Annotated in this window: 32 protein-coding genes; 25 read left to right on the top strand and 7 right to left on the bottom strand. The window is 59.7% G+C overall.

Annotated elements, in window-relative coordinates; all coding sequences use genetic code 11:
• Positions 1–16: 16 nt before the first annotated feature.
• Together HEP69_RS06720 and HEP69_RS06715 are read right to left on the bottom strand one after the other, a co-directional pair.
• Positions 17–604, bottom strand: a complete 588-nt coding sequence (locus HEP69_RS06720; RefSeq protein WP_290557788.1) for a hypothetical protein — start codon at positions 602–604, stop codon at positions 17–19.
• A 489-nt stretch (positions 605–1,093) separates the two neighbouring features.
• Positions 1,094–1,813, bottom strand: coding sequence for a hypothetical protein (locus HEP69_RS06715; RefSeq protein ID WP_290557787.1), 720 nt, complete (start codon positions 1,811–1,813; stop codon positions 1,094–1,096).
• Between the two features lie 81 nt (positions 1,814–1,894).
• On the opposite strand from HEP69_RS06715, the gene HEP69_RS06710 reads away from it, so the two are divergent.
• The 14 genes from HEP69_RS06710 to HEP69_RS06650 all read left to right on the top strand — a co-directional run bounded on the left by HEP69_RS06710 (position 1,895) and on the right by HEP69_RS06650 (position 8,380).
• Entirely contained in the window at positions 1,895–2,518 is a 624-nt protein-coding gene (locus HEP69_RS06710; protein ID WP_290557786.1) for a 2OG-Fe(II) oxygenase family protein, read from the top strand.
• Between the two features lie 339 nt (positions 2,519–2,857).
• Entirely contained in the window at positions 2,858–3,145 is a 288-nt protein-coding gene (locus tag HEP69_RS23715; protein ID WP_366111308.1) for a type II toxin-antitoxin system death-on-curing family toxin, read from the top strand.
• Between the two features lie 130 nt (positions 3,146–3,275).
• Positions 3,276–3,479: a 50S ribosomal protein L29 gene (gene rpmC / locus HEP69_RS06705; protein WP_290557800.1), complete on the top strand. Its 204-nt coding sequence runs from the start codon at positions 3,276–3,278 to the stop codon at positions 3,477–3,479.
• An 11-nt stretch (positions 3,480–3,490) separates the two neighbouring features.
• Positions 3,491–3,721, top strand: a complete 231-nt coding sequence (gene rpsQ / locus HEP69_RS06700) for a 30S ribosomal protein S17 (RefSeq protein WP_290557785.1) — start codon at positions 3,491–3,493, stop codon at positions 3,719–3,721.
• Positions 3,722–3,798: 77 nt separating this feature from the next.
• On the top strand, positions 3,799–4,167 hold the full coding sequence (rplN, locus tag HEP69_RS06695) for a 50S ribosomal protein L14 (RefSeq protein ID WP_008757934.1): 369 nt from the start codon (positions 3,799–3,801) through the stop codon (positions 4,165–4,167).
• A complete protein-coding gene (rplX, locus tag HEP69_RS06690) occupies positions 4,167–4,472 on the top strand; it encodes a 50S ribosomal protein L24 (protein ID WP_290557784.1) in 306 nt (101 codons plus the stop codon). Before rplN ends, rplX begins: the two co-directional genes overlap by 1 nt.
• The gene (rplE, locus tag HEP69_RS06685; RefSeq protein ID WP_290557783.1) at positions 4,472–5,035 is read left to right on the top strand and encodes a 50S ribosomal protein L5; all 564 of its coding nucleotides are present in this window, start codon (positions 4,472–4,474) and stop codon (positions 5,033–5,035) included. The genes rplX and rplE overlap by 1 nt, the downstream gene beginning before the upstream one ends.
• A gap of 22 nt (positions 5,036–5,057) precedes the next feature.
• A complete protein-coding gene (gene rpsN, locus HEP69_RS06680; RefSeq protein ID WP_290557782.1) occupies positions 5,058–5,363 on the top strand; it encodes a 30S ribosomal protein S14 in 306 nt (101 codons plus the stop codon).
• Between the two features lie 13 nt (positions 5,364–5,376).
• On the top strand, positions 5,377–5,769 hold the full coding sequence (gene rpsH, locus HEP69_RS06675) for a 30S ribosomal protein S8 (RefSeq protein WP_290557781.1): 393 nt from the start codon (positions 5,377–5,379) through the stop codon (positions 5,767–5,769).
• Between the two features lie 11 nt (positions 5,770–5,780).
• Positions 5,781–6,314: a 50S ribosomal protein L6 gene (rplF, locus tag HEP69_RS06670; RefSeq protein WP_290557780.1), complete on the top strand. Its 534-nt coding sequence runs from the start codon at positions 5,781–5,783 to the stop codon at positions 6,312–6,314.
• A gap of 11 nt (positions 6,315–6,325) precedes the next feature.
• Entirely contained in the window at positions 6,326–6,685 is a 360-nt protein-coding gene (rplR, locus tag HEP69_RS06665) for a 50S ribosomal protein L18 (protein ID WP_290557779.1), read from the top strand.
• Between the two features lie 181 nt (positions 6,686–6,866).
• On the top strand, positions 6,867–7,442 hold the full coding sequence (rpsE, locus tag HEP69_RS06660; protein ID WP_290557778.1) for a 30S ribosomal protein S5: 576 nt from the start codon (positions 6,867–6,869) through the stop codon (positions 7,440–7,442).
• A 5-nt stretch (positions 7,443–7,447) separates the two neighbouring features.
• Positions 7,448–7,636 (top strand): 50S ribosomal protein L30, encoded by a 189-nt coding sequence (rpmD, locus tag HEP69_RS06655; RefSeq protein ID WP_290557777.1) that lies wholly within the window; start codon positions 7,448–7,450, stop codon positions 7,634–7,636.
• A gap of 411 nt (positions 7,637–8,047) precedes the next feature.
• The gene (locus tag HEP69_RS06650; RefSeq protein ID WP_290557776.1) at positions 8,048–8,380 is read left to right on the top strand and encodes a hypothetical protein; all 333 of its coding nucleotides are present in this window, start codon (positions 8,048–8,050) and stop codon (positions 8,378–8,380) included.
• Positions 8,381–8,524: 144 nt separating this feature from the next.
• On the opposite strand, the gene HEP69_RS06645 is transcribed toward HEP69_RS06650, so the two are convergent.
• The gene (locus HEP69_RS06645) at positions 8,525–9,751 is read right to left on the bottom strand and encodes a DEAD/DEAH box helicase (RefSeq protein WP_290557775.1); all 1,227 of its coding nucleotides are present in this window, start codon (positions 9,749–9,751) and stop codon (positions 8,525–8,527) included.
• A gap of 333 nt (positions 9,752–10,084) precedes the next feature.
• Between HEP69_RS06645 and HEP69_RS06640 the strand changes: the two genes are divergently transcribed.
• Both HEP69_RS06640 and HEP69_RS06635 read left to right on the top strand, forming a co-directional pair.
• The gene (locus HEP69_RS06640; RefSeq protein WP_290557774.1) at positions 10,085–11,293 is read left to right on the top strand and encodes a cytochrome P450; all 1,209 of its coding nucleotides are present in this window, start codon (positions 10,085–10,087) and stop codon (positions 11,291–11,293) included.
• A complete protein-coding gene (locus HEP69_RS06635) occupies positions 11,293–11,934 on the top strand; it encodes a 2-hydroxychromene-2-carboxylate isomerase (protein WP_290557773.1) in 642 nt (213 codons plus the stop codon). The genes HEP69_RS06640 and HEP69_RS06635 overlap by 1 nt, the downstream gene beginning before the upstream one ends.
• A gap of 68 nt (positions 11,935–12,002) precedes the next feature.
• On the opposite strand, the gene HEP69_RS06630 is transcribed toward HEP69_RS06635, so the two are convergent.
• From HEP69_RS06630 to HEP69_RS06620, 3 genes are read right to left on the bottom strand one after another with little or no spacing between them, the layout of a single operon-like run.
• Complete coding sequence (locus HEP69_RS06630) at positions 12,003–12,728, bottom strand: VWA domain-containing protein (protein WP_290557772.1); 726 nt, start codon at positions 12,726–12,728, stop codon at positions 12,003–12,005.
• A 45-nt stretch (positions 12,729–12,773) separates the two neighbouring features.
• Positions 12,774–13,421, bottom strand: coding sequence for a hypothetical protein (locus HEP69_RS06625; protein WP_290557799.1), 648 nt, complete (start codon positions 13,419–13,421; stop codon positions 12,774–12,776).
• Positions 13,422–13,445: 24 nt separating this feature from the next.
• Positions 13,446–14,846 (bottom strand): selenium-binding protein SBP56-related protein, encoded by a 1,401-nt coding sequence (locus HEP69_RS06620; protein ID WP_290557771.1) that lies wholly within the window; start codon positions 14,844–14,846, stop codon positions 13,446–13,448.
• A gap of 513 nt (positions 14,847–15,359) precedes the next feature.
• Here HEP69_RS06620 and rplO point away from each other — a divergent pair.
• From rplO to rplQ, 7 genes are all read left to right on the top strand, one after another.
• On the top strand, positions 15,360–15,833 hold the full coding sequence (gene rplO, locus HEP69_RS06615; protein ID WP_290557770.1) for a 50S ribosomal protein L15: 474 nt from the start codon (positions 15,360–15,362) through the stop codon (positions 15,831–15,833).
• Between the two features lie 111 nt (positions 15,834–15,944).
• A complete protein-coding gene (gene secY / locus HEP69_RS06610; protein ID WP_290557769.1) occupies positions 15,945–17,312 on the top strand; it encodes a preprotein translocase subunit SecY in 1,368 nt (455 codons plus the stop codon).
• Positions 17,309–17,953, top strand: coding sequence for an adenylate kinase (locus HEP69_RS06605; protein ID WP_290557768.1), 645 nt, complete (start codon positions 17,309–17,311; stop codon positions 17,951–17,953). The genes secY and HEP69_RS06605 overlap by 4 nt, the downstream gene beginning before the upstream one ends.
• 262 nt (positions 17,954–18,215) lie before the next feature.
• Entirely contained in the window at positions 18,216–18,584 is a 369-nt protein-coding gene (rpsM, locus tag HEP69_RS06600; RefSeq protein ID WP_290557767.1) for a 30S ribosomal protein S13, read from the top strand.
• 13 nt (positions 18,585–18,597) lie between these two features.
• The gene (rpsK, locus tag HEP69_RS06595) at positions 18,598–18,987 is read left to right on the top strand and encodes a 30S ribosomal protein S11 (RefSeq protein ID WP_290557766.1); all 390 of its coding nucleotides are present in this window, start codon (positions 18,598–18,600) and stop codon (positions 18,985–18,987) included.
• A gap of 116 nt (positions 18,988–19,103) precedes the next feature.
• The gene (locus tag HEP69_RS06590) at positions 19,104–20,120 is read left to right on the top strand and encodes a DNA-directed RNA polymerase subunit alpha (protein ID WP_290557765.1); all 1,017 of its coding nucleotides are present in this window, start codon (positions 19,104–19,106) and stop codon (positions 20,118–20,120) included.
• Positions 20,121–20,256: 136 nt separating this feature from the next.
• Entirely contained in the window at positions 20,257–20,682 is a 426-nt protein-coding gene (rplQ, locus tag HEP69_RS06585; RefSeq protein WP_290557764.1) for a 50S ribosomal protein L17, read from the top strand.
• Between the two features lie 65 nt (positions 20,683–20,747).
• Here rplQ and HEP69_RS06580 read toward each other — a convergent pair whose 3' ends face one another.
• Positions 20,748–21,215: a host attachment family protein gene (locus HEP69_RS06580; RefSeq protein ID WP_290557763.1), complete on the bottom strand. Its 468-nt coding sequence runs from the start codon at positions 21,213–21,215 to the stop codon at positions 20,748–20,750.
• Positions 21,216–21,418: 203 nt separating this feature from the next.
• Between HEP69_RS06580 and HEP69_RS06575 the strand changes: the two genes are divergently transcribed.
• Together HEP69_RS06575 and HEP69_RS06570 are read left to right on the top strand one after the other, a co-directional pair.
• The gene (locus HEP69_RS06575; RefSeq protein ID WP_290557762.1) at positions 21,419–22,474 is read left to right on the top strand and encodes a TauD/TfdA family dioxygenase; all 1,056 of its coding nucleotides are present in this window, start codon (positions 21,419–21,421) and stop codon (positions 22,472–22,474) included.
• 138 nt (positions 22,475–22,612) lie between these two features.
• Positions 22,613–23,995: a trypsin-like peptidase domain-containing protein gene (locus HEP69_RS06570; RefSeq protein ID WP_290557761.1), complete on the top strand. Its 1,383-nt coding sequence runs from the start codon at positions 22,613–22,615 to the stop codon at positions 23,993–23,995.
• Positions 23,996–23,998: the final 3 nt, after the last annotated feature.

Genomic DNA, 23,998 nt, shown 5'->3' with positions numbered 1-23,998 from the left:
CCGGCGGGGGTCCTTCTCATGAAATGGTGATGAACTTGTCCACGGGTCTAAGGTTCAAGATTTTTGGATTTCCAGAAATCGAAATAGGTTGATTTTTGTACATCAACGAAAACACAAAACGGAACTCCCTTTCTTCAAAAAATCTCTTCGGTTTGAGGAAAGGAATTCGTTGAATGATCTGCCGGATGTCTTCGATGCCGAGTTGAGCAGGATCCCCAATAACCTGATTTCTGTCAATGTAGATTACGTGCCCGAATCCAACGTTCAAGCTCAAATACTTCTGGATATCTTGGATCGAGCAACTGGCAACTAAGTTGCTGGGAAGGTCCGATAGAGTCAAACTATCCCAAATGAGCGAACCCAAGTAATGCCCAAAATCCTGTACGTGTTTGCCGACGATAGACCATTTGCTCTCGTGGGCGAGAGAAACGTTGCCGATAGCTTCTTTACCCTCCGATACATAGTAGATCCAAGCGTTGATAGCGGAGCCAGAGAAATCAAAACCGGAAATCAGAGTCTTTCCGTTCTCTGTTCTGAGTCCCTTGACATTCGCGGCTCCCCCTTCCAGTTTGAATTGCTCTAGCCAAAGAGGCTGGACTTCCACGTGCTGGCCAAAGTCTACATGAAATAAAAATGCCCCTTCTCCTTCATCTTTAAGGAGTGCATTCTCCTCCTCGCGAAAACCCCAAAGCGTTCCGACTCTGAGTGAATTGCAACCCGTGCCAACGTTGTATTTTTCCGATCAAAACTTGTACAAATCGGGTTTCGAGTATTCTACCAATTGCATGTGAGGCTCCCGGCGGTTTGCTTGGCGTTTGAAATTTAGAATGCATGTTCTATTTGCCATTGAATAAACGAGCGTCAGCCAACCGGTGTCAAGGACTGCTGGCGCGGTCGAACAATATCTTTGAAAAGAAACATCCAACAAACGGCGTTGTGATCGCCGCAAAGTCAAGACGTCTTTTGAGACGAAATTGGCTTGCGGAAATTGTATGCGAAGTCCTGCGGGCCCCGCACGGTTGAGAATTGAGGCCTCCAGCTGGAGCCATCCGGCGGGGAGTCTTCTTTCCCGTAGGGCGGGACAAGTCCCGCCCTACGACAAGATCCGCGCGATCCGCGCTTCGAATTTTTGCCAGCTCATCGTGGCCTTGTTGCCCGCAAACCCTTCGTAATAGGACTGACCATTTGGCAGGGGAAACCCGGCCCAGGTCCTGGCCAGGTTGCGCATGAAGGTGCGCTGATCCATCTCGCCACTCAGCGCGGCCTCCAGTCCCGCATCGGCGAGGAGGAGATTGGCCAGCCGATCCTGGATGCCGGGCGTGAACCGTGTTTCCGGCGGCAGGCCAAGCCGCGCCACAAGCCAGCGCAGCGTCTTGGGGATGAACTGATATCGTCCAATTGCATGGGGTTGGTTCGGAGTGTCGCGGATCCATTGATCGATCTGGGCCAGGGTCAGGCGGGTGGGCCGCTGCGGCGGAGGGATGCGCGCACCCCACTGCACCGCATCATAGCCATCGGGCCCGGCTTCGGCCTTGGCGATCAGATCGCGGATGCGTCTTGCCGCATCGGCACCGGCCCGCGACAGGCGGGCGGGCAGGGGCACGGCCAGCGCCTCCGGCCAGGGGGCGAACAGGCTGGCCTCTCCCCGACCGGCGAACAGGCTGGCGCTGCCCCTGGGCGCAGATACGCTTGGGGCCAGCGAAAAGAGCGGCTGGCGATCCGTCATCAGCGGCACAGCTTCTGCAGATGCCAGGGCAGGCCAGATCAGGCACATCCAAAGCCCGGCCACATATCGCAACAGATCAACACGCATCGGCTCACTGTGCCAGATCAAGGTTGACGAAAGCTTGCCGACAGGCTTTCCGTTCGCCCGCACGCGCGGTAAGAGGCGCGCATGGCCGATATCTCTTCCCTTTTCGTGACTCGTCTTTACCGCGCAAATCTCTTTGATTTCGGCGACGCCCTCGACCCAAGCGAACTCGAAGCCTCCTGTTACTCGATCGCCGAAGATGACGAGGCGGGGCAGGCGTGGTCCGAGGAAAACGGCTATCCCGGCTATACATCCTATGCCTCGCTCACCGATCTGCCCTGGCGGTTCCCGATCTTTGCCGATCTGGTCAAAGCGCTTGATGCCCATGTCGCGGCCTTCGTGAAGGATCTGGAGTTCGACCTCGATGGGCGCGATCTGAAGCTCGAGGATCTCTGGATCAACATCCTGCCCGAAGGCGGCACGCATTCCAGCCATATCCATCCGCATTCGGTGATCTCGGGCACCACCTATGTGACCGTTCCCGACGGGGCCGGGGCGCTGAAACTGGAAGACCCGCGTCACGCCATGATGATGGCAGCCCCCGCACGGATCAAAGACGCGCGCCGCGAACTCAGGCCCTTCATCTATATTGCCCCCGAACCGGGCGATGTGCTGATGTGGGAAAGCTGGCTCAGGCACGAGGTGCCGATGAACCAGTCCGAAGACGACCGGATCAGCATCAGCTTCAACTACAGGTGGGACAGTTAAGACATCTTGATTCCTTAGCGATCTATAATGATATGACGGGTCTTAGCTTTTTGGGAAACACATCGATCATGTCACAGGCTGCTACAAAAAAACCTGTAAAAGGTGGTTGGGTCGCTCGCGATGCTCGGACAGGACGGTTTGTGTCTGTCGGGACGGGTTCGATTGTCTCCAAGAAAAGCAAAAAATCAGAAGCTGCTCTCAAGTTAGCCTCCAAAAAACGCAGTGCGGCGTTGGAGCGCCTGAAAGATCGGTAACCGCCATTACAGTGTAACGCTGGCAGATGCGCTCACAGCGCATGAGGAAGCTTTAACCTATGGTGGTCGCGATGGTGTAACCAGCTTGCACCTTATTGAGTCTGCTCTGGCACGTCCTTGCTCCGGATACCATCGTCCACTCTCGGCAAAAGCTGCAGCGCCGTTGCATTCGGTCGTCAGCAATCACGGTTTCGTCGACGGCAACAAGCGGACTGCTTGGCTGCTGGTCGAACTTCTCATTTCCCGCAGCGGCTATGAGCTAGCGATTTCGGATGCAGAGCCGATCGACGATTTGGTCGTATCAGTCGCTGATCGATCGCTTGACTTTGAAGGTCTAAGAACGTGGTTCGCACAGCGTCTTAGAAAATTCTGATTGGTCAATCTGACATAGGGGTTGCTTTATGTGCGAAGGGGTCGTAAGTGGCCTCTTCATCATGACCTCCACTGGAATCAGGGTGACGCGATTATCGCGGCCCGCCAGTGATGTTGAAAGGACGACGGCAATGAAAGCCAATGAACTGCGTGACAAGACGCCCGATCAGCTTCGGGAAGATCTTGCCAACCTGAAAAAAGAAAGCTTCAACCTGCGTTTTCAGCAGGCCACAGGCCAACTCGAAAACACAGCCGGGATCAAGGCGGCCCGCCGCAATGCCGCCCGCGTGAAGACCATTCTGAACGAAAAGGCCGCAGCAGCGGCCAGCGAATAAGGAGAGCATAGATGCCCAAGCGTATCCTGTCTGGCGTCGTGACCTCCGACGCAAACGCCCAAACCGTGACCGTGTCGGTGGAACGCCGTTTCACGCACCCGGTTCTGAAAAAGACCATCCGTAAGTCCAAGAAATACCGGGCTCACGATGAACAGAACACCTTCAAGGTGGGTGACACCGTTCGCATCATCGAATGTGCACCAAAATCCAAGACGAAACGCTGGGAGGTTCTGGAGGCGTAAGCCGCCAAAACCTTTCGGTTTGAGCGAAACCCTGGGGACAAGGCAATGATGCCCCCCAAAGGTCGGGAGTAACCTACATGATCCAGATGCAGACCAATCTGGATGTCGCTGACAATTCCGGCGCACGCCGTGTTCAGTGCATCAAGGTCCTGGGTGGTTCCAAGCGTAAATACGCATCCGTCGGCGACATCATTGTCGTGTCGGTCAAGGAAGCCATCCCGCGCGGCCGCGTCAAGAAAGGCGATGTCCGCAAGGCCGTCGTCGTACGTACCGCCAAGGAAGTCCGTCGTGAAGACGGCACCGCGATCCGGTTTGACCGGAACGCCGCTGTGATCCTCAACAACAACAATGAACCCGTGGGCACACGGATCTTCGGCCCAGTTGTGCGTGAGCTGCGCGGCAAGAACTTCATGAAGATCATCTCGCTGGCTCCGGAGGTGCTCTGATGGCGGCTAAACTCAAAAAAGGTGACAAGGTCATCGTGCTTGCAGGCAAGGATAAGGGCAAGGAAGGCGAGATCCTTTCTGTCGATCCCAGATCCGGAAAAGCGGTCGTCGACGGCATCAATATGGCCATCCGGCATACCCGTCAAAGCCAACAGAGCCAGGGGGGGCGTATCCCCAAGGCGATGCCGGTTGACCTTTCCAACATCGCTCTGATGGACAGCAATGGCAAACCGACCCGCGTTGGCTTCCGCATGGAAGAGGACAAGAAAGTCCGGTTCGCAAAGACCACGGGAGACGTGATCTGATGCTTGATGCAGCAACCTATACCCCGCGTCTGAAGGCGCAGTATCGTGACAGCATGCGGGCCGCTCTGAAAGAAGAGTTCGGTTATAAGAACGATATGCAGATCCCGCGTCTGGACAAGATTGTGCTGAATATCGGGTGCGGCGCCGAGGCGGTCCGGGATTCCAAGAAGGCCAAATCTGCTGTCGAGGATCTGACCAAGATCGCAGGCCAGCAGGCCCTGACCACCAAGGCCAAGAAATCCATCGCCGGTTTCCGCGTCCGCGAAGACATGCCGTTGGGTGCCAAGGTCACCCTGCGCGGCGACCGGATGTATGAATTCCTGGATCGTCTGATCACCATCGCCTTGCCCCGTGTCCGCGACTTTCGCGGCGTGTCCGGCAAAAGCTTTGATGGGCGTGGCAACTATGCCATGGGCATGAAGGAACACATCGTCTTCCCCGAGATCGACTTTGACAAGGTCGATGAGGTTTGGGGCCTGGACATCGTGATCACCACCACAGCGAACACCGACGCTGAAGCCAAGGCGCTGTTGAAGCATTTCAACATGCCCTTCAACAGCTGAAGCGGAGGGAGAGAGAAGAGATATGGCTAAGAAATCCATGATCGAACGCGAAAAGAAGCGTCAGCGCCTGGTGGAGAAATACGCTGCCAAACGCGCTGAGCTGAAAGAGATCGCGAATGACGAAAGCAAGCCTATGGAAGAGCGTTTCAAGGCGCGCCTCAAGCTTGCGAAACTGCCGCGCAATTCGTCGCCCACCCGGCTGCACAATCGGTGCCAGCTGACGGGTCGGCCGCATGCGTATTACCGTAAACTGAAAATCTCGCGGATCGCGCTGCGGGACCTGGGCTCAAACGGCCAGATCCCCGGCATGGTCAAGTCGAGCTGGTAAGGGAGGGTATGATATGAACGATCCAATCGGCGATATGCTCACCCGTATCCGTAACGCTCAGATGCGCGGCAAATCCACCGTGATCACGCCGGCGTCCAAGCTGCGTGGCTGGGTTCTCGATGTGCTGGCGGATGAGGGTTACATTCGCGGCTATGAGGCGACCACGGGGGCCGACGGTCACCCGGCCATCGAGATTAGCCTGAAATACTACGATGGCACTCCTGTCATTCGCGAATTGAAACGGGTCTCGACACCCGGTCGTCGCGTTTACATGGGCGTCAAGGACATCCCCACGGTGCGTCAGGGCCTGGGTGTGTCGATTGTCTCCACCCCCAAGGGTGTGATGTCGGATGCAAGTGCGCGCAGCCAGAATGTTGGCGGCGAAGTGCTCTGCACGGTCTTCTAAGGAGCGTTAGCATGTCTCGTATTGGTAAAAAACCGGTCGAGCTGCCCAGTGGCGTCAGCGCCAATGTGTCCGGCCAGACCGTTGAAGTGAAAGGGCCCAAGGGCACCCGTAGCTTTACTGCAACCGACGATGTGACGATCACCGTCGAAGACAATGTCGTCCAGATCGATCCGCGCGGGAAATCCAAGCGCGCCCTTCAACAATGGGGTATGTCGCGGACCATGGTGCAGAACCTGGTGACCGGCGTGACCGATGGTTTCAAGAAAGAGCTTGAGATCACCGGCGTGGGCTACAGGGCGCAGATGCAGGGCAACACCCTGAAGCTGAACCTGGGCTATAGCCATGACGTGGACTTTGTGGCACCCGACGGCGTAACAATCACAGCGCCCAAGCAGACTCAGATTGTTGTCGAAGGTATCGACCAGCAACAGGTCGGCGAAGTGGCCGCCAACATTCGCAAGTGGCGCGCGCCCGAGCCCTACAAAGGCAAAGGGATCCGCTACAAGGACGAGTATATCTTCCGTAAGGAAGGTAAGAAGAAGTAAGGACGCAAGACATGGCAAACAGCAAAAGAACCCTGTTTCTGAAGCGCCGTCTGCGCGTTCGGAACAAACTTCGCAAAGTGAATGCGGGGCGCGCACGCCTCAGCGTTCACCGTTCGAACAAGAATATCTCCGTGCAGCTCATTGATGACGTACGCGGTGTGACATTGGCTTCGGCCTCGACCCTGGAAAAGGATCTGGGCGTTGTGGGCAAGAACAATGTCGACGCGGCGAGCAAAGTGGGCACCGCCATCGCCGAACGCGCCAAGAAAGCGGGGGTGGAGGAAGCCTATTTCGACCGCGGCGGGTTTCTCTTTCATGGCAAGGTGAAGGCTTTGGCCGATGCCGCGCGTGAAGGTGGGCTCAAGATCTGACCGGGTCGGCGGGACAAGTCCCGCCCTACACGATACGCCGTAGGGCGGGACTTGTCCCGCCACACGGTTCATAGAAATGAAGGCGGCGCATCCGCCTCGATGATCCGGGGGCCATGTCGGCTCACCAGGATTGGACAACCCAAGGCGCCAGTCGCGCCACCAAAACAAAAGGACTGCTCCGATGGCAGAACGTGACAACCGCCGGGGACGCCGCGACCGCGACGAGGCCCCAGAATTCGCCGACCGGCTGGTCGCGATCAACCGTGTGTCGAAGACCGTGAAGGGTGGTAAGCGCTTTGGCTTCGCCGCCCTCGTCGTGGTCGGTGACCAGAAAGGCCGTGTCGGCTTTGGCAAGGGCAAGGCCAAGGAAGTGCCCGAGGCGATTCGCAAAGCGACCGAGCAAGCCAAGCGTCAGATGATCCGCGTGCCTCTGCGCGAAGGCCGGACGTTGCACCATGACATGAACGGTCGCCATGGCGCGGGCAAGGTTGTGATGCGCACCGCCCCTGAAGGGACGGGTATCATTGCAGGTGGTCCGATGCGGGCCGTGTTCGAGATGCTGGGCATCAAGGACGTTGTGTCCAAGTCGATCGGTTCGCAGAATCCATACAACATGATTCGCGCCACCATGAACGGTCTGATGAAAGAGCAATCACCCCGTTCGGTTGCGCAGCGTCGTGGCAAGAAGGTTGCCGATATCCTGCCCAAGCGCGAAGACGCGGCGGACACATCCGCACAAGTGGCTGAGGAGGCTTGATCCAAATGGCAAAAACCATCGTCGTCAAACAGATCGGCTCCCCGATCCGCCGCCCCGCCAAACAGCGCGCCACGCTGATCGGCCTGGGCCTGAACAAGATGCACAAGACCCGCGAGTTGGAAGACACGCCCAGCGTACGCGGCATGATCAACTCGATCCCGCATATGGTCGAGATCATCGAGGAAAAGGGCTGAGGCGCTAGTTCGTCTGAGTTCTCACGAAAGTCGGGGCGTGTGCGGCAAGCTGTGCACGCCCCAATTTCATTCTGCAGTACCGTATTCGGTTATTGCGAATTCGTTTGCGGTGTGGCCGAAGACCCCACACTATGAACGGCATGTTATCTATCTACCTTTGCACGTTCTTGTTACAGGGTTGCCTTTCCGCTGTTGCGTATGACGCAGGGTTGGCAGGCCCCTCTGGGTTTCAATCTCCCGGGAATCGGTGGTTTAGTCGGTGATCGGCTATATTGGAGCGGTATTCCATTCAAGACCGATCCCTGCATTTCGCAGAGAAGAGCAAAAAGCCGATAGGGCTTTGATCGAATTGTTGTTGTTTTTGATGGATACGCGTCGGCGTCTCAAAACCACATCATTCGGCAATTTGGATTGAATGCGGAAAGCATTGCCAAACCGGAGCCGCAACGTACGCCGACCACAACGAAAGCGAGGATCGTGCTCACTCGCGGGATCGTACCTTTTCGGTGGGTGAGACAGACGTTCATCATGGTGAACGCCACATATCTTGAAGAAACCTACGAGGATGAGCGTTGGGTGCCGATATTGATCGACTTTGCATCACAGGAGTTTTCCAAAGAACTGCGCGAGCGCTGCAAGAGAGGTCGACGGATGATGAGCCTGCCGGTCGCCGCCGTTTGTAGATATGCGGCTTGCCGCGGCACCGCCCGGTTTTCGGAAACCGTGCCGCGGCTGAGGATTTGAGAATGCGCAAAAAGCGTCTCTGATATTCAAGCGTTTCGGGGAATCCCTGAAGTATCTCGCATCGTTTTTTTGCGTTCAAGCCTTAGCGGGAGACAGCAAACAAGCGATTCAGGTCTTTCCGAAGTACTCTGACCGGGCCGACGCTCAAGCCGCCTTCCGCCCCGCCCCCCCACGACCGCCACCACCGGATCGACGGCGCCGATGCTGAGGCTTGCCAGTCCGATCGGGCTTCGGTTCCGCCCCTTCCCAGGGACGCCCGGACGCCACCGGGATCTCGCGCTTGATCGTCTTCTGGATCGCGCGCAGCTCGCTCACTTCTTGAGGTGCGCAGAACGCAATCGCCGCGCCGTCCTTGCCCGCGCGGGCGGTCCGGCCGATCCGGTGCACGTAATTGTCGGCCACGTTGGGCAGGTCATAGTTATAGACATGGCGCACGTCGGGAATATCAAGGCCCCGTGCGGCCACATCGGTGGCGACCAGAACCTTGGTCTCACCTGACTTGAACGCGCGAATGGCCCGTTCCCGTTGGCCCTGGCTTTTGTTGCCATGCACGGAATCGGCGGCATACCCGGCCTTGGCCAAAGCTTTCATCAGCCGCTCCGCCCCATGTTTGGTGCGCGAAAAGACCAGCGCCAACTCGTCGCGGTGTTTGTCCAACAGTTCGATCAGCAGATCGGTCTTTGCGGCCTGGGCCACGAAATGCACCGATTGCGTGACCTTGTCCGCAGGCTTGCCCGGCGGGGCCGTTTCTACGCGCACCGGATCGGTGAGATAGGTGTCGGCCAGTTCGTTCATCTGTTTGGGCATCGTGGCCGAGAACAGAAGCGTCTGGCGTTCCTTCCGCAGCAACGGAGCGATCTTGCGGAGCGCGTGAATGAAGCCCAGATCGAGCATCTGATCGGCCTCGTCCAGCACCAGGAACTCGGTCTGGTCCAGCCGCACGGCCTTGCGGTCCAGCAGGTCGATCAAACGACCGGGTGTGGCCACCAGAACGTCCGTGCCGCGTTGCAGGCGATTGATTTGGGGGTTGATGCCCGCACCGCCCACGACCAGCCCGATCCGCGCGGAAGTACCATCGGCATAGGCGCGCAGGTTGTCCTGAATCTGCTTGGCCAGCTCGCGCGTGGGGGCCAGGATCAGGGCTCGCACGGTTTTGGGGGCAGGGCGCCCCTCCATCCGCAAAAGCGCGGTCAGCAGAGGCAGGCCAAAGGCCGCGGTCTTGCCGGTGCCGGTCTGGGCCAGGCCCATCAGATCGCGCCCGTTCATGACGTGGGGGATCGCTTTGGTCTGGATCGGTGTCGGTTCGGTGATGCCAAGCCCTTTGAGGTTGGTGGCGAGGCGAGGCGTCAGCCCCAACATGTCAAAATCCAAGATCGGATATCCTTATGTATCGGCGGCGCAGATGCCCCGCAACAAAGCGGTTGTCCCGGCGCGTTGCGCGCCGGTGTCGCTGGTGGGTGCGCCTCGCTCTGGGTCATGACCGCATTGCCATGAAACCCGTCAAGGCGCCGGACCCCCGCGTGAATTGGGAACCATTTGGGAATGTAACGGACCGGTTACGCGCGCATTGCGCTGGCTGCTCACGCGGCAGCACCGGTACTGTGGGGCATATGGGAGGGTTTGTGGATAAAGTCAACAGCGCGGGAAATTCCCTTGCCTGTGCCTTACAAGGGAGGCACAGTGCGGGCGGGAGGAATAATAAGCATGCTTACCGACATGGAACACTTCGATCTCAACGCGATCGGTCGAGATTTCATCGCGGATCCGCATCCGACGCTGCACTGGCTGCGCGCCAACAGCCCCGTTCACCGGAATGCCGATGGATCGGTCTATCTTACGCGCCATGCCGATTGTCTCAAGGTTTATCAGTCGCGCGATATGCTCTCTGACAAGACCGAAGAGTTCGGCAAGAAATTCGGCCAATGCCCTCTGCATACGCATCACACAACTTCGCTGATCTTTAACGATCCGCCTTATCATACTGTGGTGCGCAAGCTGATCGCGGGGGCCTTTACGCCGCGCAAGCTGGCGGAGATGGAAAAGCGGATCGAAGGGATCGTCGACCGTCTTCTGGATCAGGTCGAAGAGAAGGGTGAACTGGACCTGATCCCCGATTTCGGGATGATCCTGCCGACTGAGATTATCTCGTTCATGCTGGGCATTCCCGAAGATTACCGCACCATGCTGCGTGGTTTCTCGCTGGCGATTCTCGGTGCTCTCGACCCGGTGGTGCCGCGCGACCGGATTGAGGCAGGGAATGCAGCGGTCACGGAATTTTCCGAGATCCTCACCGATCTGATTGATCATCGCCGCCGCAATCCCGATGGTGCGGCCCAGGGCGAAGTGCTCGACGCGCTGATTTTCGGTGAACATGACGGCCGCCGCCTGACCCAGGAGGAGCTGGTGCAGAACTGCATCTTTCTGCTCAATGCTGGGCATGAGACGACGACTAGTCTGGTTGGCAACTCCGTCGCGATCCTGCTCGACAATCCCGACCAGCATCGCATGCTGCTGGAGGATCCGGACCTGATCACCACCGCGGTCGAGGAGTTTCTGCGCGTACAAAGCCCGCTTCAGATCGGCAATCGTCTGGCGGGCGAGGATATCGCCCTGCCATCGGGCACGATCCCCAAGGGCACGTACATCCACACCTCCATCGGGGGTGCCAATCGCGATCCGGAGGTGTTTGTGGATCCCGACAGGGTCGATATCACCCGCAAGCCGAACAAGCACATCGCCTTTATCACCGGCATCCATGTGTGTCTGGGTGCCAGCCTGGCGCGGGTCGAGGGGCGCATCGCGCTGGGTCGGTTCGTCAAACGCTTTCCCAAGCTGGCGGCCAACGGCCCGGCCGAGATCATGCCGCTGGCGCGGTTTCGCGGGTATTCCTCGCTGCCGGTCAAGGTCAATTGATGGCGCGGATCGACTATTTCTATTCCGCACATTCGGCCTTTGCCTATCTCGGTGCACGGCGGCTTTATGAGATCTGTGCGGCACAAGGAGCCGAACTGGTCCACCGCCCGATGCTGCTGAGCCCGGTGATGGAGGCGGCGGGCGGTCTGCCCTTTGCGGGGCGCTCGCAGGCGCATGTGGATTACTTTTTTGGCCGCGAGATCGAACGGTGGGCCGAGTGGCGCGACGTGCCGATCATACGGTTTCGCCCCACCTATCACGATGCGCCATACGATCTGGCCAACCGGGTGATCATGGCGGCGGGGCCGACGGCGGATGCGCTGTCTCTTTCAATCCTGCGCGCGCATTGGCGCGATGACGCGGATCTGTCGGATCAAGCTACCTTGCGAAGCCTGATCGTCGAGGCGGGGCTGGATCCCGAGATCCTGGTCGCGATCGCCGAGGCGCCGGAAACCCAAGAGGCGCATCGCGCCAATACCGAGGAGGCGATCCGTTCGGGGCTTTTCGGCTCGCCCAGCTATGTCGTGGACGGCGACGTGTTCTACGGGCAGGACCGGCTGGAAATGGTGGAGCGGGCGCTGGCTCAGCCCTTTGGGCCTACCCGCTGGGCAAATCCCACTGTTGCGCCAGAGGCGGGATAAATCCCGCCCTACACCGTGGTCCACCCGCAGCGCGTAGGGCGGGACTTGTCCCGCCGGCCCTGTCGGCATCAGCCCCGCGCGGTGGCTTCGTCCTTGACCCGTCCGATCAACGCACATCCCAATGTCGTGCGCAATGCATCGGCCAGTTCTCCCACCGTTTCGGTCGACACAAACAGGCCGCCCGTCCTGTCGGCCAGGCATTTCGCCACCGTCTTGCCATCCTCATAGGTCTGCTGCTCGGGATTGTCCCAGCTAAAGAAATCAACCACCACCTTGAAACCGATCACATGAACTGTAAGATCCGCCGCCTCCCGGGCCAGGGCATCGCCCAGGGCACAGGGCCTTCCGCCACAGGTCTCGTTGCCGTCGGTGACCAGCACGACGATGCCCGGAGCCGAGCGGTACGCCAGCGCCTCCGCTGCTTGTCGCACCGACGCGGCCAAGGGTGTCAGTCCGCGCGGATCCAGCGCTTCGACCGCGTCGATGATCGGTGTTGCCGCATCCGCAATCGGGCCAAAGCGCAGATCGATATTGCTGCACGCATCAAGCGGACCGGGCCCATAGACCAACAGTCCGACCCGACGATAGGGCGTGATGTCGGGCATTGCCTCACGCACAGCCTGCCGTGCCTCGACAATCCGCGTCGCTTCCTGAATGTCGAAACCCAACTCGTCCATCGAGGCCGATCCGTCAAAGACCAGCATCGCATCCGCCGCACAGCCCGGCGCCGCCGCAAGATGCGTGGCAGAGGCCGCAAGGCTCAGCGCCAGGGTCAAGGGGGCCAGGGCGTTCATCTGCCCAGACTGACATCAAGACCCGATCAGATCAACGGCTTGGCCTCACGCGGCACCATGCCCGCTTATGACCGCGACAACGCCTACCAGAACGAGGCTTAGCGCCCAGACCACATCGAGATTGAACCAGCTGCGTGACAGGAATTTCAGCCCCAGCCACAGATACATCCCCAGCGCCAGCGCACCGCCTGCCAGCATCATCGCTGCGGTATGGGCAAAGGCCACCACAAAGGCCAGCCCGTAATTCGTGCCCATCAGAACGCCAGCCGCGGCATGGCCGCGATCCAGTTCGGCGTAATTGCAGATGCCCAGATAGATCGGCACCAGCATCAGACCCGCACCATGTGCGATCGCCGCCAGAAATGACCAGAGTGCCAGCCGTGTGGGCTTCACCCGCGCCAGAAACCGAGGGTGGCGGCGGTTGATCAGCAGATAGATGCCAAGCGCGATCACCAGCAGACCCGCACCTATGCGGATCTGCGCCTCCCATTCCACAAGGGTCAGCATCACTGTGAACGGCAGCAGGATCGCCGTCATCGCCAGAAAATGCCCACCGGCGAGCATCGCCAGCGCGCGGGGCAGGGCCGCGGCCCTTTGCTCAAAGAGCGCGGCCGAAACCGCCAGCGGCCAGCCCATGCCGGGGTTCACCCCGTGATAGATGCCAGAAACGATGACGGCCCCCCAAAGGGCCATCACCGATGTCGGATCGGTCAAGGATCACACGTTGGGATAGCAGAAACTGTCGGTCGAACAGTCGCCCCCCTCCAGCCGGATCTGATGCGATCTGAGACCCTTGGGGAAGGCCACATAGAAATCGGGATCCAGCGTCAGCCCACCGTTTTCGCCCACATTGGCCATGACCATCTGACCGCCCTCATCATCGGGATAGAACTGGTCGTCCCAAGTCGAATACAGCGAGTTGGTCCAGTAGACGCGTTTGCCATCGCGGCTGATCTCGACCATCTGCGGGCCAAAGGCAAAGGGCTGGCCATTGGGATGCTTGGTGCCGCGCGCGATGCCGCCCAGCTCGACCTTGCCCGCCAGAACCGGGTTCATCGGATCGGAAACGTCGTATTGATGCATCTCCCCCATGCCCCAGCAGGCGACGTAAAGGTATTTGTCATCCAGGCTCAGGTCGATATCGGTGACCAGGGGCGGCACTGCGCCGAACCCTTTGAGAAGCTCCGGCAGGTTTTCGGGATCCTCGGGGCGGGGATCGATGGTGATCGTCTTTTTGGCCTGCCATTTGCCATCGTCGTCGCGCCACCACGTAAAGATCGCGCCCTGCAGGTTGGTGGTATCCACCACCACACCGCAAAACCCGTAATCCTTGGCCGGATCATGCGCGGGCCGGATCTCCAGCGCCATCTGGTGGTTCTCGCCCAGATCGATGGTCTGGACATTCTTGCGCGCGCGCAGGTCCCAGAAATGGATCGAATGGCCGTATTTGTTGGACAACAGATCCTCGGCCACGATGCCGTTCTCGAACTGCGGCGGAAGACCCCATTCGGACGAGACCATGTAATCTTGCGGCAGGTTCCACCAGAAGTCGTAGTGCTTGTCCTGCTTGCCGCGATCCATCTCATAGCGACCGATGATGTCAAAGGTTTCGCAATCCATGATGAAAATACCCGGAGGGCCATCGGTCCCGTCCTCGCCGCCCCCGCCGAGGGTCGAGACATAGATCCCCTCTGGCCCGCAATGGATCGTATGGGGCCGCGAATAACCGGTCTTGGCAAAGACCTCCTCTGGCTCGATGATTTTGTGGATCTTGGCCTCCAGCGGCTCCTTGACGTCGATGATGTAGATCCGCGACGACCGGATGCCCGGCACGATCAGATAGCGCCGCTCCAGAAACGCGTGCCCGGTCAGCGGCGAAAGCGCCGAGGAACAGGCATTCCATCCGAAATGATGAAACTCATCACCCTGATAGGGCACGATTATCTGATGCACGATCTGCCCATAAGTGTCGGAACTGGAGTTCACATCGACCACGGCGATTCCGTCCGACTGCGACCCGTCGGGGCTGAGCATCACGGTAAAGGCATAGTTTTCCACTGGCGCCTGCATGGCAAGCTGGGCCGTCGGGTGAAATGTTGGATCAGGTCTTAGGTTCATCAAATGTCCTCCCGGTTGATGCACGCTATGTTGCAAGCACGCCTTGAGGATGGACCCCGAGGGCGTGCCACCACTGAACCTGCGGACCTTAGGATTTGGCGCAGCGATCTTGCGTCGCTCTGGCGAAATTTTGGTGATCAAAGGTCGTCAGGTGTCAAATGTAAGACAATTGAAAGGGAGTCGCCTGTGCATTGCAAGGACTTTCTGGGTCGCCCCCGGTCCAGAGCCCATCCGCCCCAGCCGCCGCAGGCAAGGTCGAAGGGCGCGCACTGCCGGATGCCGACCCTGCCGGACCGCACGGCACGGATGTCGGGATGCAAGGCCGCTCCATCGCAAGCGCAGGCCGTCTGTGCCCGGCCTGGAGACGCAGATCTCATGCGCCAGGCTCTTGATCCGGGCCCCATCCCCGTCTATACGCCCCCGGTGGCGTTCCGGCCACTGAGTCTGAAACCAGGAAAAGCCGTGGTTGGCCCATTGCGCTTCGGGGGCCACATCCGGCAAAGGAGAAGCGATATGAAACTGAATGAACTGAGCGACAATCCCGGCGCCACCAAGAAACGCAAGCGCGTTGGCCGTGGTCCCGGCTCGGGCATGGGTAAAACCGGTGGCCGTGGTATCAAGGGTCAGAAATCCCGCTCAGGCGTGGCGATCAACGGGTATGAAGGCGGGCAGATGCCGCTCTACCAACGGCTGCCCAAGCGTGGCTTTAACAAGCCGAACCGCAAGGCATTTGCCGTTGTGAATCTGGGCCTTATCCAGAAATTCGTCGACGCCAAGAAACTCGATGCCTCGGCGCCGATCACCGAAGATACGCTGATCGAAAGCGGCCTGGTGCGCCGCAAGCTTGACGGGATCCGGGTTCTGGCCAAGGGCGATCTGTCGGCCAAGCTGACCCTTGAGGTGACCGGCGCTTCGAAATCCGCGATCGACGCGGTGGAAAAAGCGGGCGGCTCACTGACGGTAACAAACGCGGCTGCGGCCGAGTAACAGCTTGTGAGCGGCGGCCCCGCCGCCTACATAAGCAGTTAAGTTTTCCATTGTCGCCGCCCGTGCCGGAAAACGGCTCTGGGCGGCGTTCGCATAAGAGAGACCTCTTTCATGGTATCAGCCGCCGAACAAATGGCCGCGAATACAAGCTGGTCGGCCCTGGGCAAAGCCACCGACCTGCGCAATCGCATCCTGTTCACCTTGGGCCTTTTGATTGTCTATCGCCTCGGCACCTTTATACCGGTGCCCGGCATCGACGGTCTGGCGCTTCAGGAATTCATGGAGCAGGCGGGCCAGGGCATCGGCGGAATGGTGTCAATGTTCACCGGCGGCGCGCTGGGCCGGATGGGTATCTTTGCACTGGGGATCATGCCCTATATCTCGGCCTCGATCATCGTGCAGCTTCTGGCGGCCATGGTCCCGGCGCTGGAGCAGCTCAAAAAAGAAGGCGAGCAGGGCCGCAAGAAACTGAACCAATACACCCGTTATGGCACGGTGGCGCTCGCCACGGTTCAGGCCTATGGCCTGGCCGTCTCGTTGGAAGCGGGGGATCTGGCGACCGATCCGGGCCTCTATTTCCGTCTGTCGTGCATGATCACGCTGGTCGGCGGCACAATGTTCCTGATGTGGCTGGGCGAACAGATCACCGCGCGCGGCGTCGGTAACGGGATCTCGCTGATCATCTTCGTCGGGATTATCGCGGAACTGCCTTCTTCGCTGGCGCAGTTCCTGGCCTCCGGCCGCTCCGGCGCGCTGAGCCCCGCAGTCATCATCGGCGTGATCCTGATGGTCGTTATCGCGATTACCTTTGTGGTCTTCATGGAGCGCGCGTTGCGCAAGATCCATATCCAGTATCCGCGTCGTCAGGTGGGCATGAAGGTCTATGACGGCGGGTCCTCGCATCTGCCGGTCAAGGTGAACCCGGCTTCGGTGATCCCGGCGATCTTTGCTTCATCGCTGCTGTTGTTGCCGATCACGATCTCGACGTTCTCGGGCGACAGCTCAGGGCCGATCATGTCGACGCTCCTGGCCTATTTCGGGCCGGGGCAGCCGCTCTATCTCTTGTTCTTTGCGGCGATGATCGTCTTTTTCACCTATTTCTACACTTTCAACGTGTCGTTCAAACCCGATGACGTGGCTGATAATCTGAAAAAGCAGAACGGCTTTGTGCCGGGTGTCCGACCTGGCAAGAAAACCTCTGAATACCTGGAATACGTGGTCAACCGCGTGCTGGTGCTGGGCTCGGCCTATCTGGCGCTGGTCTGTGTTCTGCCCGAGATTGTGCGCGCCGAACTGGGCATCCCGTTCTTCTTTGGCGGCACCTCTGTCCTGATTGTGGTCTCGGTGACCATGGACACGATCCAGCAGGTCCAAAGCCACCTTCTGGCCCACCAATACGAGGGCCTGATCGAGAAAAGCCAGCTGCGCGGCAAGCGTGACGGCACCAAGAAACGCAAGAAGGCCCCGTCGCGTCGATGAATATCATTCTGCTTGGGCCCCCGGGGGCCGGTAAGGGGACGCAGGCGCGTCGCCTGGTTGAAGATCGCAACATGGTCCAGCTCTCTACCGGGGACATGCTGCGCGAGGCGCGGACCAGCGGAACAGAGATGGGCAAGATCGTGGCCGATGTTATGGATCGCGGTAATCTCGTCACCGACGAGATCGTCATCGGCCTGATCCGGGAAAGGCTGACCAGCGGGGAAAACGGTGGCGGTTACATCTTTGACGGGTTTCCCCGCACGCTGGCCCAGGCCGACGCTTTGGGTAACTTGCTGAGCGAGCTGAACGAGACGCTGGATGCTGTCATCGAAATGCGCGTCGATGATGAGGCTCTTGTCTCCCGCATCACGGCACGGTCGACCTGTGCTGCGTGCGGCGAGGTCTATAACGACCTCACCAAACCAATCCCGGCGGACGGCACATGCAGCAATTGCGGCGGCACCGAATTCACCCGCCGCGCGGATGACAACGAAGACAGCCTGCGCATCCGACTGATGGCGTATTACAAGCAGACGTCTCCGCTGATCGGGTATTACTATGCAAAGGGCGATCTCAGCTCTGTGAATGGGTTGGGAGAGATTGACGAGGTCGGGGCCGAAATCGCAGCGGCACTCGGTTGACCATCGGCGTTTTCGCGCGGCTCTGGACCGGTCTTGAACCGCATCGCGGAAAAACCCTTGACATGGGTTGGCCAAGGGTTGACGCGCCAGACGATCCCTCATAGATAGCGCCATCTCGAAGATGAGAATCACGATGCGGGGATGGGTCGCGCCCATGCTCTGCCGACTACCTCAAATCGCGGCCCGGCGGCGTCTGCCCACCGGGCCATAGTTGTGAAAAAAGGGCCCGGCATGACGGGCTCGCGACGAAAGGACAGACCACGTGGCACGTATTGCCGGCGTCAACATCCCCACTGCAAAGCGGGTCCCGATCGCCCTCACCTATATCACCGGAATCGGCAACACTTCGGCGCGCGCCATCTGCGAGGCGGTCGGCATCGACCAGGCCCGCCGCGTCAATGAGCTGAGCGATAGCGAAGTGCTCTCGATCCGCGAACATATCGACGCCAATTACAACGTCGAAGGCGACCTTCGCCGCGAAGTTCAGATGAACATCAAGCGCCTGATGGACCTGGGCTGCTATCGTGGCCTGCGCCATCGCCGGAACCTGCCCGTTCGCGGACAGCGGACCCACACCAATGCACGCACCCGCAAAGGCCCCGCAAAGGCCATTGCCGGCAAGAAGAAGTAAGGGGGTCTGACCGATGGCACGTGAAAAGACACGCGTAAAGAAAAAGGTCCGCAAGAACATCGCCGCCGGTGTGGCGCATGTGAATTCGACCTTCAACAACACCAAGATCCTGATCTCTGACGTGCAGGGCAACGCGATTTCGTGGTCGTCTGCCGGCACAATGGGTTTCAAAGGCTCGCGTAAATCGACCCCCTATGCCGCGCAATTGGCTGCCGAAGACGCAGGCAAAAAGGCACAGGACCATGGTGTGAAAACGCTGGAAGTCGAAGTACAGGGCCCTGGCTCGGGCCGGGAAAGCGCGTTGCGCGCCTTGGCCGCTGTCGGGTTCAACATCACCTCGATCCGTGATGTGACCCCGATCGCCCATAACGGGTGCCGCCCACCCAAACGCCGCCGCGTCTAAAGGCAGATTTTTCACTGGGGCCGCGTGAGACTTCACGGCCCCAGTCCGCGTTTTTGAAACCTCGGGAGTCTTGATCCTTACCGGACATGGGGACAAGGCAGGAATGGAGGCTCTACATGATCCATAAAAATTGGGCTGAATTGATCAAACCCACCCAGCTTGACGTCAAGCCTGGCAAGAACCCCGCACAAACCGCCACAGTCGTCGCAGAACCGCTGGAGCGTGGCTTTGGTCTGACGCTCGGCAATGCGCTGCGCCGGGTCCTGATGTCGAGCCTTCAGGGCGCCGCCATCACATCCGTCCAGATCGACAATGTGCTGCACGAATTCTCGTCTGTGGCCGGTGTGCGCGAGGACGTGACCGACATCATCCTCAACCTCAAAGGCGTGCGTATCCGCATGGAGGTCGAAGGCCCCAAGCGCGTCTCGATCAATGCCAAGGGGCCGGCGGTCGTGACAGCGGGCGATATCAGCGAATCCGCGGGCATCGAGATCCTGAACAAGGATCACGTGATCTGCCACCTCGACGACGGAGCCGAGGTGTATATGGAACTGACCGTCAACACCGGAAAAGGTTATGTCTCGGCCGATAAGAACAAGCCCGAGGATGCCCCCATCGGCCTGATCCCGATCGACGCGATCTACAGCCCCGTGACCAAGGTCAGCTATGACGTGCAGCCCACCCGTGAGGGACAGGTGCTGGACTATGACAAGCTGACGATGAAGATCACCACCGACGGCTCGATCACGCCGGATGATGCCGTCGCCTTTGCCGCGCGTATCCTTCAGGATCAGCTGTCGATCTTTGTGAACTTCGACGAGCCCGAAGCCGCCGGCCGTCAGGATGAGGATGACGGGCTCGAGTTTAACCCGCTGCTCTTGAAAAAAGTGGACGAGCTGGAACTGTCGGTCCGCTCTGCCAACTGCCTCAAGAACGACAACATCGTCTATATTGGCGATCTGATCCAGAAGACCGAAGCCGAGATGCTGCGCACGCCGAACTTTGGCCGCAAATCCCTCAACGAGATCAAGGAAGTCCTCTCGGGTATGGGCCTGCATCTGGGCATGGACGTCGAAGATTGGCCGCCCGACAATATCGAGGACCTGGCCAAGAAATTCGAGGACGCCTTTTAGGCCTCGTTGGCCAAGATTTTCGCCCAGATCATCTTGGCCATCCACACCGGGCACCCGCCCCAAGGAGAGCGGCTGACACGCATCGGCCGCCGGACAAAGCAAAATCGCCCGTAGAGGGCAAATAGGAGATAAGAAAATGCGTCACGCACGTGGGTACCGCCGCCTGAACCGAACACATGAGCACCGCAAGGCTCTGTTCTCGAATATGGCAGGCTCGCTCATCGAACATGAGCAGATCAAGACAACCCTGCCCAAGGCCAAGGAACTGCGCCCGATCATCGAAAAGATGATCACTCTGGCCAAGCGTGGCGATCTGCACGCCCGCCGTCAGGTGGCGGCCAAGCTCAAGGAAGATCAGTATGTCACCAAGCTTTTTGACGTGCTGGGTCCCCGTTATAAGGACCGCCAGGGCGGCTATGTCCGGGTGCTGAAAGCAGGCTTCCGGTATGGCGACATGGCGCCGATGGCGATCATCGAATTCGTCGACCGCGACGTCGATGCCAAAGGGGCCGCCGACAAGGCCCGCGCCGCTGAACAAGAGGCATTCGCCGAAGAGGACTGAACCCTTCGGCCAAGCGGTTTAAGCCGCCGTCCGATCCCGTCGGGCGGCGGTTTTTGATTTTCCGGTCAATTGCCAGACCCCATCGCATCCAATTCGGACTTGATCAGTTTCTCGATCTTATCAACGGGATGCCCCGCCATGTTCTTGGGGATTTCCGCCACGATCTTTTCGGTGACCGTCCGGTGCATCTCGGCCCGCAACACGCCCAGGATCTGGGGGGCCGCGACAATCACCAGTGCTTTGAACTCCCCTTTATGTGCCTTCTGGTAAAGGATATCCGACAGATCCTTGGCAAAGCGTTCCTTTGCCAATTCGTGCCAGTCTGTCCCTTCCATTGCTGATCGTTGTCCGGGCCCACCATCGGCCCTGCGCCCGGCTTGGGTTGCACCTTGCTCACGCGTTGGGGGGTTTTCTTGGACCTCGGTTTCCAAGATGCTCAGGTTGGGGTCGTCGTGATCGGTTATGTTGCGCATGAACAGGGCCTTCTCACTGTCGGTCACCACAACCCACGTGCCCGTCTTAAGTTCGACCATCACATTCGCTCCCTTTTTCATGCCACCGGACGCGTCGTGCCTGCCCAGAGGCCTGGCCACACCTTACGCCACTCTACCATGTATATCGGCCGCCCCGGACCACGCCGGAAGGGCATGCGTCAAAAAAACCTGCCGACGCTCTCTTTCTTTCCGGAATTCGCAAGGGTTAGGGTTCGGATGACAGTCTGAAGAAGGCCACTGGCATGATTGATATCTCGCTGCTTCCTGAGCGCTTTACGGGGCCGTCAGCCTGGATCGGGCGTGATCTGGCGGCGACGCCGAAGGCATGGCTCTATACGCTCGGCAAGGTCGATATTGCCGATCTGGAACAGGCCGCGGACCGCTTTTTGGCATTGGACCGCGATATCGGCGAAATCACGGCCGATACTTTCCCGCTTAGGACCTTCGCCACCCATCTTGCCATGCTCAAGGCCCGGCTGTTGCGTGGCATCGGGGTCGAGGTGCTGCGCGGTTTGCCAACCGACAGCTACACGCAGCGACAGGCAGCGACGATCTTCTGCGGCATAGGAGCCCATCTGGGCAGCGCAAGGTCCCAGAATGCGGCCGGTCATGTCTTGGGCCATGTCCGCGATACCGGTGCAAAGGCCGACGATCCCAATACGCGCATCTACCAGACTAGCGCGCGCCAGACCTTCCACACCGACAGCGCCGACGTGGTGGGTCTTTTGTGTCTCAAGGACGCGATGGAAGGCGGTGACAGTCTGCTGGTCAGTGCCGAGACGATCTATAACGCGATGCGCGCGACGCGGCCGGATCTGCTGGCCTTGCTTTTCGACCCTATCGCGACAGACCGCCGCGGCGAAGTGCCCGAGGGCGCCGCACCTTTCATGACGATCCCACCACTCAACTGGCACGCAGGGTATCTGACGGTCTTTTACCAGCGCCAGTATATCGACAGCGCCCAGCGGTTCGACAGCGCCATGCGACTGACACCCGACCATATCGAGGCGCTGGATATGTTCGACGCGCTGGCCGATGATCCCGATCTGCATATCGCGATGCGGCTCGAACCCGGCGATATGCAATTTGTCTATAACCATGCACAGCTTCATGATCGCACCGGTTTTCGCGACTGGCCTGACCGGGCAGACCGGCGCCATCTGCTGCGCTTGTGGCTTTCCATCCCGGATGACCGCCCCTTGCCTGAGTGTTTCCGACAACGCTACGGATCGATCGAGATCGGCAATCGCGGTGGCATCCTCACCAAAGGAACCCGGCTGCACGCGCCGCTCGACTAGATCCTTCTTCTCCTTCAAAATACCGGCGGGGGAGGCCCGCAGGGCCGGGGGCAGCGCCCCCAAACCGGCGCCAGCGCTTGCATTCCGCGCACGTGCTCCGCATATCTCGACAGGCACAGTCCAACCAAAGGCCTCCCGATGTTTCGCGTTCTGATGTCCTTGATTTTACTGGGTGCCGCTTCGGCATCCCCGGCTGAAACCCGCGTCCCGCAAAGCCAGACCGAGATCGCGATGGGTTTTGCTCCGCTGGTCAAGGAAGCCGCCCCGGCGGTCGTCAATATCTACGCCAGGATCGTGCGCCCGGGCCGGGTGAGCCCGTTTCAGGGCGATCCGTTCTTTGAAGAGTTCTTTCGCGGTTTCGGCACATCCCGTCCTCGCGTCCAGAACTCTCTCGGCTCAGGCGTGATCCTGTCTCCGGACGGGATCGTGGTGTCGAATTATCATGTGGTGGGCCAGGCCACGGATATCCGCGTGGTGCTGAACGATCGGCGCGAATTCTCCGCCCGCGTGCTCTTGGGCGATCAGGAAAGCGACCTGGCCATCCTCCAGCTGGAGGGGATAGAGGATCTCCCCTATCTGCGGCTGCGCGACAGTGACCGGGTCGAGGTGGGCGAACTGGTCCTGGCCATCGGCAACCCGTTCGGGGTGGGTCAGACCGTCTCCAGTGGGATCGTGTCGGGCCTTGCGCGGTCTGGTGCGGCAATGGGCAATGCGCGGGGGTATTTCCTCCAGACCGACGCGCCGATCAACCCGGGCAATTCGGGCGGTGCGCTGATCGACGTGAATGGCGATCTGATTGGCATCAACACGTCTATCTTGTCACGTTCGGGTGGCTCTAACGGCATCGGTTTTGCGATCCCCGCCAATCTGGTGGCACAGTTCGTCGAACAGGCCGCGGCGGGGGCCGAGACATTCCAGCGCCCCTGGGCCGGAATGGCCGGGCAGCCGGTGGATGCCGATCTGGCGGCGTCTCTGGGCCTCGATGTGCCACAAGGAATCGTCATCTCCGATCTGCATGCCGCAAGTCCCTTTGCCGCCGCAGGCATCCGCGTGGGCGATGTGATCAGCCATGTGGACGGGCAGGAGGTGAACTCCCCCTCCGAGATGGTGTTTCGCATGGCCGTCGCCGGTCTGGGCCGGACCGCCCAAATCACCCGCACCAGGCGGGGTGCCGTGGCAGAGGTCGATGTGGCGCTGATCGCAGCCCCGGATGAGCCCCCCAGTGTGCCGCAGGAGCTCAGCAACCGGACGGTGCTGCCGGGCCTGACGGTGGCGGTGGTCAACCCGGCGGTCATCGCGGCCTACAACCTGCCGCTCTCGATCGAGGGGGTGGTCGTGACCGATCCCGGCGAGGTGGGCGCGCGTGTCGGGGCGCGGTCGGGCGACGTCATCTTGGGTATCAACGGGACTGTCACCGCGACACCGCGCGCGGTAGTTCGCGCGCTGACCCAACCGGGACGGCGCGTGCAAATGGATATCCTGCGCGGTGGCCAGCGTGTCGCGTTGCGATTTCGGATCTGACCG

It is taken from the genome of Aestuariivita sp. (assembly GCF_021404545.1).
Taxonomy (GTDB): Bacteria; Pseudomonadota; Alphaproteobacteria; order Rhodobacterales; family Rhodobacteraceae; genus Aestuariivita.
Note: the sequence above shows the minus strand (reverse complement) of the source record. Positions and strands in the feature narration are given on the sequence as shown.

What these genes read in the sequence shown, in the direction of transcription:
- HEP69_RS06715 (WP_290557787.1), bottom strand. Translation starts at nt 1,813, where the DNA reads ATGCGTGTTGATCTGTTGCGATATGTGGCCGGGCTTTGGATGTGCCTG.
- HEP69_RS06710 (WP_290557786.1), top strand. Translation starts at nt 1,895, where the DNA reads ATGGCCGATATCTCTTCCCTTTTCGTGACTCGTCTTTACCGCGCAAAT.
- rpmC (WP_290557800.1), top strand. Translation starts at nt 3,276, where the DNA reads ATGAAAGCCAATGAACTGCGTGACAAGACGCCCGATCAGCTTCGGGAA.
- rpsQ (WP_290557785.1), top strand. Translation starts at nt 3,491, where the DNA reads ATGCCCAAGCGTATCCTGTCTGGCGTCGTGACCTCCGACGCAAACGCC.
- rplN (WP_008757934.1), top strand. Translation starts at nt 3,799, where the DNA reads ATGATCCAGATGCAGACCAATCTGGATGTCGCTGACAATTCCGGCGCA.
- rplX (WP_290557784.1), top strand. Translation starts at nt 4,167, where the DNA reads ATGGCGGCTAAACTCAAAAAAGGTGACAAGGTCATCGTGCTTGCAGGC.
- rplE (WP_290557783.1), top strand. Translation starts at nt 4,472, where the DNA reads ATGCTTGATGCAGCAACCTATACCCCGCGTCTGAAGGCGCAGTATCGT.
- rpsN (WP_290557782.1), top strand. Translation starts at nt 5,058, where the DNA reads ATGGCTAAGAAATCCATGATCGAACGCGAAAAGAAGCGTCAGCGCCTG.
- rpsH (WP_290557781.1), top strand. Translation starts at nt 5,377, where the DNA reads ATGAACGATCCAATCGGCGATATGCTCACCCGTATCCGTAACGCTCAG.
- rplF (WP_290557780.1), top strand. Translation starts at nt 5,781, where the DNA reads ATGTCTCGTATTGGTAAAAAACCGGTCGAGCTGCCCAGTGGCGTCAGC.
- rplR (WP_290557779.1), top strand. Translation starts at nt 6,326, where the DNA reads ATGGCAAACAGCAAAAGAACCCTGTTTCTGAAGCGCCGTCTGCGCGTT.
- rpsE (WP_290557778.1), top strand. Translation starts at nt 6,867, where the DNA reads ATGGCAGAACGTGACAACCGCCGGGGACGCCGCGACCGCGACGAGGCC.
- rpmD (WP_290557777.1), top strand. Translation starts at nt 7,448, where the DNA reads ATGGCAAAAACCATCGTCGTCAAACAGATCGGCTCCCCGATCCGCCGC.
- HEP69_RS06640 (WP_290557774.1), top strand. Translation starts at nt 10,085, where the DNA reads ATGCTTACCGACATGGAACACTTCGATCTCAACGCGATCGGTCGAGAT.
- HEP69_RS06635 (WP_290557773.1), top strand. Translation starts at nt 11,293, where the DNA reads ATGGCGCGGATCGACTATTTCTATTCCGCACATTCGGCCTTTGCCTAT.
- HEP69_RS06630 (WP_290557772.1), bottom strand. Translation starts at nt 12,728, where the DNA reads ATGAACGCCCTGGCCCCCTTGACCCTGGCGCTGAGCCTTGCGGCCTCT.
- HEP69_RS06625 (WP_290557799.1), bottom strand. Translation starts at nt 13,421, where the DNA reads ATGGCCCTTTGGGGGGCCGTCATCGTTTCTGGCATCTATCACGGGGTG.
- HEP69_RS06620 (WP_290557771.1), bottom strand. Translation starts at nt 14,846, where the DNA reads ATGAACCTAAGACCTGATCCAACATTTCACCCGACGGCCCAGCTTGCC.
- rplO (WP_290557770.1), top strand. Translation starts at nt 15,360, where the DNA reads ATGAAACTGAATGAACTGAGCGACAATCCCGGCGCCACCAAGAAACGC.
- secY (WP_290557769.1), top strand. Translation starts at nt 15,945, where the DNA reads ATGGTATCAGCCGCCGAACAAATGGCCGCGAATACAAGCTGGTCGGCC.
- HEP69_RS06605 (WP_290557768.1), top strand. Translation starts at nt 17,309, where the DNA reads ATGAATATCATTCTGCTTGGGCCCCCGGGGGCCGGTAAGGGGACGCAG.
- rpsK (WP_290557766.1), top strand. Translation starts at nt 18,598, where the DNA reads ATGGCACGTGAAAAGACACGCGTAAAGAAAAAGGTCCGCAAGAACATC.
- HEP69_RS06590 (WP_290557765.1), top strand. Translation starts at nt 19,104, where the DNA reads ATGATCCATAAAAATTGGGCTGAATTGATCAAACCCACCCAGCTTGAC.
- rplQ (WP_290557764.1), top strand. Translation starts at nt 20,257, where the DNA reads ATGCGTCACGCACGTGGGTACCGCCGCCTGAACCGAACACATGAGCAC.
- HEP69_RS06580 (WP_290557763.1), bottom strand. Translation starts at nt 21,215, where the DNA reads ATGGTCGAACTTAAGACGGGCACGTGGGTTGTGGTGACCGACAGTGAG.
- HEP69_RS06575 (WP_290557762.1), top strand. Translation starts at nt 21,419, where the DNA reads ATGATTGATATCTCGCTGCTTCCTGAGCGCTTTACGGGGCCGTCAGCC.
- HEP69_RS06570 (WP_290557761.1), top strand. Translation starts at nt 22,613, where the DNA reads ATGTTTCGCGTTCTGATGTCCTTGATTTTACTGGGTGCCGCTTCGGCA.